Source organism: Vibrio genomosp. F10 str. 9ZD137 (genome assembly GCF_049974785.1).
Taxonomy (GTDB): Bacteria; Pseudomonadota; Gammaproteobacteria; order Enterobacterales; family Vibrionaceae; genus Vibrio.
Genome location: NZ_JBNGCJ010000466.1, coordinates 1 through 8751, shown reverse-complemented (window position 1 = coordinate 8751; position 8751 = coordinate 1). Strand labels below are relative to the sequence as shown.

Sequence of the window (8751 nt, the reverse complement as noted above, 5' to 3'; positions counted from 1 at the left end):
ATGACCGCTTATGGTGATGCAGACGCGATGTTAGCCGGCGGATCAGAAAAAGCCTCTACACCACTCGGTATGGCTGGTTTTGGTGCAGCTAAAGCGCTTTCAACTCGTAACGAAGAGCCAGAAAAAGCGTCTCGTCCATGGGATAAAGGCCGTGATGGTTTTGTGCTTGGTGATGGTGCTGGCATGATGGTTCTGGAAGAGTATGAACATGCGAAAGCACGTGGCGCGAAGATTTACGCTGAACTGGTTGGCTTTGGTATGTCGGGTGATGCGTATCACATGACGTCACCAAGTGAAGATGGTTCAGGTGGAGCACTCGCGATGGAAGCCGCAATGCGTGATGCTGGCATCTCTGGTGAGCAGATTGGCTACGTCAATGCCCACGGTACTTCTACTCCAGCGGGTGATGTTGCTGAAATTAAAGGCATCAAACGTGCGCTAGGTGAAGCAGGCTCAAAGCAAGTATTGGTTTCTTCTACTAAATCGATGACTGGACACCTTCTAGGTGCAGCAGGTTCGGTTGAAGCAATTATTACGGCTTTATCTTTGCAAGATCAGATCGTTCCTCCAACGATTAACCTTGACGACCCAGAAGACGATCTAGAGATCGACCTCGTACCACATACTGCTCGTGAAGTGGTCATGGAATACGCTGCGTGTAACTCATTTGGTTTCGGTGGTACTAATGGTTGTTTGATCTTTAAGAAGATCTAGCAAACCGAAAGTCTTAAATTGACTTGTATTGAAACGGCTTGATGCTTAGCATTAAGCCGTTTCTTTTTTTAGGAAGATAGAATGTTTTGGGTAAATGGACTGCCTTGCGACACGATTTCATTGACCGATCGCTCTTTTCAATATGGTGACGGTTGTTTTACTACCATCCTTACTCGCCAAGGTAAGATAAAGCATTGGCAACAGCACCAACAAAGGATGCAGCGTTGCTTGGATCAATTATTCATAGAGCAGCCGAACTGGAAGCAAGTACATAAGTGGTTGGATGAGGCAGCGTTAAAGTCTAGATTAGCGGGCCTTCGACTGAATATTACTCGTGGAACGGGCGGCCGAGGTTATAGCCCCAATGAAGTATCAGCGCCTAATATCGTGATTAGTACATTCAGTTACCCTGAACACTATCAAGATTGGGCCAAGCATGGCATAGAGTTGGGAGTGTGTGCACATCGACTCGGTATTAATCCTGTCCTTGCTGGGCATAAACATAACAATCGTCTAGAGCAAGTGCTGACTAAGCGAGATATGGATGAGCAAGGCTTGGTGGATGGCGTTGTCCTAAATATTCATGATTATGTGATAGAAACCACAATGGCCAATCTATTTTGGGTGACAGGTGAGACGCTATATACTCCGTCATTGGCAAATAGTGGGGTAGCAGGAGTGATGCGGCAGCTTATTATTGAGCGTGCCCAAGAAAGAGGGATTCCTGTCCAGATTGGCGATTTTACTCAACAGGATCTTGATCGAGCTGACGAGATATTCATGACTAATTCGATTTGTACCGTCATTCCAGTGATAAAATTGAGAGATAATCTATACCCTATTGGGTTAAAGACCCGAGACTTTCAGGAGATTTTTCGTTCGTGATTAAAAAGCTATTCATTTTATTGTGTATCCTATTCGCTATGGCTACGGGTGCCTTTTTTTACATGACCAGTGAAGTTGATGCCTACCTAGATCAACCACTATCCCTTCGATCTGAACAGATTTTTACCGTTCAATCTGGCAGTAGCTTCAATGGCGTACTGAACCAGTTTGTCAATCAGCAGTGGATAGAAGAAAGTCCGTTTACGCCGTTAGTGCGTCGTTTCTACCCGGAATTGACTCAAATTCGTGCCGGTACATTCCAGTTACTTCCAGAAAAAAGTTTGCGTCAGACGCTTGTCTTTTTGACAGAAGGTAAGGAACATCAATTCTCGATTACTTTTGTTGAAGGCACACGCTTTGACGAGTGGCGAACGACGTTGGCCGAAGATAAGAACTTAGAACAGACAATCGTGGATCTCTCAGAAGAAGATATCGCCGCTTTGATAGGCAGTGAACATCAAAAGCTGGAAGGTCTGATGCTTGCTGAAACCTATAACTATACACTCGGAACAACGGATCTTGATATTTTAAAGAGAGCTTATCGCAAGCTTGGGGAAGTATTGGATGAGGAATGGCAACTCAAGCAATCTGGTCTCCCGCTAGAGTCACCCTATGAGGCATTGATTCTCGCGTCAATTATCGAGAAAGAGACCGCGGTGGCGTCAGAGCGTGAGCGCGTCTCCGCGGTTTTCATAAACCGCCTCAACAAGCGAATGCGTCTTCAGACGGATCCGACCGTTATTTACGGAATGGGGGATAGCTACAAGGGAGTGATTGGTAAAAAAGGGTTAAGAACCCCAACGCCATACAATACCTATACTATTTTTGGACTACCGCCCACACCGATCGCAATGGCAGGTCGCGCATCAATAAAAGCGGCTCTAAACCCTGAAGACAGTAACTATTTATACTTTGTAGCGAGTGGAAAAGGTGGTCATGTGTTTTCTAAAAACTTAAAAGACCACAACACAGCCGTTAGGGCCTATTTAAAAGAGATAAGAAGCCAAAAATGAATCAAGCAAAATTTATTGTTGTCGAAGGGCTAGAAGGCGCGGGAAAAAGTACCGCGATCAGTGCGATATTAGAAACCTTGCATCAAGCGGGTATCACTGAGTTAGTTCAGACACGCGAGCCTGGTGGCACCGTACTGGCGGAAAAAATGAGAGCCTTAGTGAAAGAAGAGCATCAAGGTGAAAAGCTCCAAGATATGACCGAGTTACTTCTCATGTACGCAGCTCGAGTGCAGTTAGTGGAAAATGTCATTAAGCCTGCGTTGAATGAGGGTAAGTGGGTGGTAGGTGATCGTCATGACATGTCCTCACAAGCTTATCAGGGGGGAGGGCGACAAATACCATCAGCAACGATGAACGCGTTAAAAGAAACAACCCTGGCAGGCTTCAAGCCGGACTTTACCTTGTATCTGGATCTTGATCCCCGTGTTGGTTTAGAACGAGCGAGAGGTCGGGGCGAGCTCGATAGAATAGAAAAAATGAATATTGAGTTCTTCGACCGAACAAGATCGAAGTACCTAGAAATCGCAAGCCATGATAAAACGGTCTCTGTCATTAATGCCGAACAGAATATAGAGCAAGTTGCCGAAGACATAAAATCGGCACTGATGTTTTGGTTAGAAGAGAATTCATAACATGAATGCGCTTTATCCTTGGTTAGATGATATTTGGCAACATTGGCAGAGAAACCTGCAAAGTGATCACTTTACTAACGCGACATTACTCTGCGCTCAAGAAGGGCTAGGTGTTGATCAGCTGGTAAAAAGGTTTAGTGACGCTTTAATGTGCAGTAATGACAAGTCCCTGGCTTGCGGGTTCTGCCATAGTTGTAGCTTGATGCAGTCATCCAATCACCCTGATCTTCATTACATTGTTCCTGAAAAAGAAGGCAAAAGTATTTCTGTCGATCAAATACGCCAATGCAATCGACAAGCTCAGGAATCTTCGCAACTCTCCGGCTTTCGTTTGTTCATTATACAGCCAGCTGAGGCGATGAATGAATCGGCGGCAAATGCATTGCTAAAGACATTAGAATCCTCAGCGAGTAACTGTCTATTCTTGTTAATCACACAGCGTAAAGAACAATTACTGCCAACCATCGTCAGCCGATGTCAGCAGTGGAATGTGAAAGCCCCAAGCTCTGAAGTAGCATCTGCGTGGGTTTCTGATCGTTTAAAGCAATCCGTGCCGAATTATGTTGCCCATTTGAATGATAACGCCCCTCTAAGGCTTGAAGCGTTTATTAAAGATGGACACTTAAAAAGTTATACGCAAATAGAAGACGCAATGTTAGCGCTGGCAAAGGGGCAAGACAGTTTCTTAACGTTAAATGGCTACTTGAATGATGGCTCTCAGGAAAGATTGCAATGGCTTTGGTTACTTCTTTGTGAGGCGCAGAAAGCTCATTTTGAGGTTGCCGAGCCATCACTTAGCCCTGTTGCTAACGAGCTTTCGAAGCATATGAGCTATGATTTACTCTATCAGCAAAGTTTACGCCTTAGCGCGTTAATGACTCAGTTGAAAACGTTTCCAGGTCTTAATCACGAGTTAATGATTTCCGATTGGTTAATAAAATTTAATGAGGAAGTATGTTTGTAGATTCCCACTGCCATTTAGACAAGCTTGATTATGATGAGCTCCATTCAGGCATTGAAGATGTACTTGAAAAGGCAAAACAAGCCAATGTGACACAGTTATTGTCTGTTGGTGTGACCTTAGATTCATTTCCTAAAATGATGGAAATGATTCTCCCTTATGATCACGTTCATGCATCTTGTGGTGTCCACCCCTTAGATGTTGAAAGTGACTTTGCATTGGATATTTTGCATGAGTACGCTCGTCATGAAAAAGTGGTGGCTATTGGGGAGACCGGTCTGGACTATCACTACAAACCTGAAACCGCGGATTTGCAGAAATTGCGCTTTGCTCAACAAGTAGAATTGGGCGTTGATCTCAATAAACCGCTTATTATCCATACTCGTAATGCTCGGGAGGATACGCTTGCGATTTTAAAAGAAGGAAACGCCGAACGTTGTGGCGGAGTGATCCACTGTTTTACAGAAGATTTGCCGTTTGCGGAAGCGGCCATGGATCTGGGCTTTTACATTTCTATATCGGGCATTGTCACCTTTCGCCAAGCTAAAGAACTTAAAGAGGTCGTGAAATCGCTGCCTCTTGAAAGACTGTTGATTGAGACAGATTCACCTTATTTAGCACCCATTCCTCACCGGGGGAAAGAGAACCAGCCCGCTTACGTTGTTGAAGTCGCGGCCTACATTGCACAGCTTAAAGGGTTGTCTTTATCTGAGGTTGGTCATAAAACAACCGAAAACTTCTCGGATCTTTTTTTGCGATAGAAACTGATAGTTGGTCAAGAAAAGAGCTTTGGCTCTTTTTTTCTTTTCTTAAAAGTGATATTTGTCACGCAAAACATCAAGTTCACGAAATTTGTTGAAATTAACGACTTGATTGGTCAAATTGTAATTTTGTTACATAAAATAACAATGGGCGCTATTTTATTTACTTAGTGAAATTAATACTAGTTAACGCTATTTTCATTTATATCAATAGGTTAGTTTTGATAATGCAGTTTTTCGGTGTGTCGCCGACTGTGACCCATTTAATGTTTTGAAACTAAATTTCGTAACCGTATAGAAAGTATGAGACACATCAATATATATTTAGAGGCGAAAAATATAATGTAACACACGGTTACATTATCGTAGGTGCTAACATCAAAGCTACGGGGGTATGCAGTTAGCGCCCAAAAATTCTAATAATCATTCAGGAGCACAATTATGTTTAAGAACCTTTTTGCTAACTTGCAGAAAGTCGGTAAATCGCTGATGCTGCCAGTATCAGTTTTACCGGTTGCAGGTATCCTACTTGGGGTGGGTGCTGCCAATCTAAGTTTTCTTCCAGAGATCGTTTCTAGTTTAATGGAACAAGCTGGTGGTTCAGTGTTTGGTCAAATGGCACTGCTTTTTGCCGTTGGTGTAGCACTTGGCTTTACAAATAATGACGGTGTAGCTGGTCTTGCTGCAATCGTAGGGTACGGCATCATGACAGCAACATTAAGTGTTATGGCTGGCGTAATGGGTGTCGAGAGCATTGATACGGGTGTTCTAGGCGGTATTTTGGTCGGTGGTTTGGCTGCATGGTCATTTAACCGATTCTTCAAAATTCAATTACCTGAATATCTGGGTTTCTTCGCTGGTAAGCGTGCTGTGCCGATCATTACTGGCTTCTCAGCGATTGGTCTTGCTATTGTTCTTTCTATCGTATGGCCACCAATTGGTTCAGCGATCGCTTCTTTCTCTCATTGGGCGGCGGACCAAAACCCACAAGTGGCATTTGGTATTTACGGCATTGTTGAACGTTCACTTATCCCATTTGGTTTACACCACGTTTGGAACGTACCATTCTTCTTTGAAGCAGGTAGCTGTGTAAATGCTGCTGGTGAAGCTCAAACTGGTGTTCTTACTTGTTACCTCGTTGCTGATGACGCCACTCGTGCTGCTGGTAATGGCTTTGGTCAACTAGCCGGTGGTTACATGTTTAAGATGTTTGGTCTACCAGCCGCTGCTATTGCTATCGCTCACTCTGCTAAACCAGAGAACCGCGCTAAAGTAATGGGTATCATGGCTTCTGCTGCACTGACGTCATTCCTAACAGGTATTACTGAACCAATTGAATTCTCTTTCCTATTCGTAGCGCCAGTGCTTTACGCTATTCACGCTCTACTAGCGGGTTCTGCATTCTTCCTAACTAACACGTTTGGCATTGTTCACGGTACGTCGTTCTCACACGGTTTGATTGACTTTACAGTACTGTCTGGTAATGCACAGAACATGCTATTAATGGTTGGTCTAGGTCTGGTTTACGCTGTTATTTACTACGTAGTATTCCGCGCAGTGATCAAGGCGATGGATCTAAAAACACCGGGTCGTGAAGATGAGTCTGCTGAGGCTGCAAGCACTGCAACGGGTTCTGAACTAGCAGGTGAACTTGTCGCTGCATTCGGTGGTAAAGCTAACATTACAAACTTAGACGCTTGTATCACTCGTCTACGTGTTTCTGTTGCAGATACAGAGATTGTTGATCAAGACAAACTTAAGCAACTTGGCGCCGCTGGTGTTGTGGTTGTATCTGGTGGTGTTCAAGCTATCTTTGGTACTAAATCAGATAACCTTAAAACAGATATGGATGAGTGGATTCGCTCTAACGGTTAATCCCACATACTGATGATATAAGGAGGCTTCGGCCTCCTTTTTTTATTGCTATTTGCTCCTTTCCTTTGCCATTCCTTGATGACGCGTTCGTTTACCATTGGTTTGGATACCGCATTAACTTTGCCCTGACACTGTTGGTTTGATTCAGAATAGAATGCGTGGATTATTTCTGGAGAACCTGATGAAAAAGCTTATTCCTTTCTTTACTCTTGTTGCTTCTTTCTCTTCATATTCAGAGGAAGCATCTAGTCCCACTCATTTTTCTGTTGGTATGGCTGTCGACCAGCAACTGAGCGTCGTCGTTGAGCTCGACAGTTAATATCGTTTTACCATTGGTAATACAGGGGCGGCATTTGACTACATCATCGAACGTGGTGTTTTTGAATCTGATTCACCACTGTCTTGGTATGTTGGTGCCGGCGCTTGGGGAGAGTGGGAGCATGACTTCGGTGTACGTGTGCCTTTAGGCTTGAGTGTAGAGTTACCAAAAGGTTGGGATATGTACGCACAAGTGCACCCGGAATTAAACCTTTATAAAAGCCCCGAACTTCAAATTGGTGCTGCTGTGGGTATCAAATACGCGTTCTAATTGTGACAGCCAACAGTATGGTTTTATATACAAAAAAGCCAGCATTCAAGCTGGCTTTTCTTATTTGGATTAGGGTTACTGTTTATTCATCGCTCGACGGATACAATAAATAGCTCCGCCCCACGTAATGCCTAAACCCAGTACCATCATGATAATTGCACTCGTCGTCATAATTAAGCTTCCTTCTTGCTTGTTAGGTTAATGATAACGCCACCGACAAATAGCAGAGCTAGCAAGCCCCAGCCCAGTAGTAATAGATCAGATTGAGCGTACCCACCATAGCCTTCAGCCAAGGTTGTTTTTAATGTATTGAATACAATCACCGCCAGAATTGCTGGGCTGATGAAGCGTAGACAAATGTCAAACCATCTACCCACTTCAAAGTCGGATACTTTATTCACGTAGCTGCGTACGTTAGAGATCTTGAATACCCAAACCATTAGCAACAATTCAACAAAACAGCTAACAACAATACCGATGTTATTCGTGAAGTAATCCACTAAATCAAGAAGCAGTAATCCGCCGTTAGTCGCGAACGCCAGTGAAACAACGGCACCAACACCACAAACAACGGTAGCGGCTTTTTTACGACCCCAATTAAGCTTGTCAATGATAGCTGAAGTGACCGCCTCAATGATTGATATGTGCGAGCTTAAGCCTGCAATCGTTAATGCTAGGAATAATAGCGGGCCGAAAATGTATGGTGCAGGCAGCTCGTTGATTGCTGCTGGTAGAGTTACAAACGCAAGTCCCACCCCTGCAGATACGACGTCAGTGAGCTCTTTTCCTTGTTCGTGTGCCATGTAACCCAAAATTGAGAAAATCATGATACCAGCAAGGATCGAGAAACCACAGTTGATCAATACCGTCATAAAGGCATTGTTATTGATGTCGGACTTCTCTGGTAAGTAGCTTGAGTAGGCAAGCATGATGGCAAAGCCGATGCTCAACGTAAAGAATATCTGTCCGTATGCTGCTGCCCAAACTTTCAGATCCCATATCTTGCTGAAGTCAGGTTCAAACAGATAGTTCACACCGTTAAGCGCACCTGGAAGGAAGATCATACGGCCAATCAATAAGATAACCATAATAAATAGCACTGGCATCATTATCTTGGCTGCTCGCTCAATGCCTGATTTTACACCGCCAACGATAGCAGCGTAGGTCACAGCCCAGGCAATAAGCATAGCCGCTGCGATCTTCCACTGAATAGAACCCAGATTAGAAGGGGAATTATCACCCAGTTTCAGGTATTCACTGAAGAAGTACGCGTTCGTATCCGTTCCCCAGCTCTGTGTGAAAGACAGATCGGAAGAGCGGT

General features: G+C 44.1%; 9 protein-coding genes and 1 pseudogene. 8 read left to right on the top strand and 2 right to left on the bottom strand.

The window, feature by feature from the left end:
• The 8 genes and pseudogenes from ACP45E_RS11205 to ACP45E_RS11170 all read left to right on the top strand — a co-directional run.
• Positions 1–714: beta-ketoacyl-ACP synthase II (locus tag ACP45E_RS11205; RefSeq protein ID WP_141707301.1), on the top strand; the 714-nt coding region annotated here is incomplete at its 5' end.
• 81 nt (positions 715–795) lie between these two features.
• On the top strand, positions 796–1599 hold the full coding sequence (gene pabC / locus ACP45E_RS11200; protein ID WP_017036966.1) for an aminodeoxychorismate lyase: 804 nt from the start codon (positions 796–798) through the stop codon (positions 1597–1599).
• The gene (mltG, locus tag ACP45E_RS11195; protein ID WP_017036965.1) at positions 1596–2612 is read left to right on the top strand and encodes an endolytic transglycosylase MltG; all 1017 of its coding nucleotides are present in this window, start codon (positions 1596–1598) and stop codon (positions 2610–2612) included. Before pabC ends, mltG begins: the two co-directional genes overlap by 4 nt.
• The gene (gene tmk, locus ACP45E_RS11190) at positions 2609–3244 is read left to right on the top strand and encodes a dTMP kinase (RefSeq protein ID WP_017034051.1); all 636 of its coding nucleotides are present in this window, start codon (positions 2609–2611) and stop codon (positions 3242–3244) included. The genes mltG and tmk overlap by 4 nt, the downstream gene beginning before the upstream one ends.
• 1 nt (position 3245) lies before the next feature.
• Entirely contained in the window at positions 3246–4208 is a 963-nt protein-coding gene (gene holB, locus ACP45E_RS11185; protein ID WP_017036964.1) for a DNA polymerase III subunit delta', read from the top strand.
• Positions 4199–4966: a TatD family hydrolase gene (locus tag ACP45E_RS11180; protein WP_017034049.1), complete on the top strand. Its 768-nt coding sequence runs from the start codon at positions 4199–4201 to the stop codon at positions 4964–4966. The genes holB and ACP45E_RS11180 overlap by 10 nt, the downstream gene beginning before the upstream one ends.
• 441 nt (positions 4967–5407) lie before the next feature.
• A complete protein-coding gene (ptsG, locus tag ACP45E_RS11175; protein WP_017036963.1) occupies positions 5408–6841 on the top strand; it encodes a PTS glucose transporter subunit IIBC in 1434 nt (477 codons plus the stop codon).
• Between the two features lie 181 nt (positions 6842–7022).
• Positions 7023–7430, top strand: a pseudogene (locus ACP45E_RS11170) (hypothetical protein).
• Positions 7431–7505: 75 nt separating this feature from the next.
• Here ACP45E_RS11170 and ACP45E_RS11165 read toward each other — a convergent pair.
• Positions 7506–7601: a MetS family NSS transporter small subunit gene (locus ACP45E_RS11165; RefSeq protein WP_017034046.1), complete on the bottom strand. Its 96-nt coding sequence runs from the start codon at positions 7599–7601 to the stop codon at positions 7506–7508.
• A gap of 2 nt (positions 7602–7603) precedes the next feature.
• Positions 7604–8751 (bottom strand): sodium-dependent transporter (locus ACP45E_RS11160; RefSeq protein WP_069585019.1); only part of this gene is annotated, 1148 nt, incomplete at its 5' end.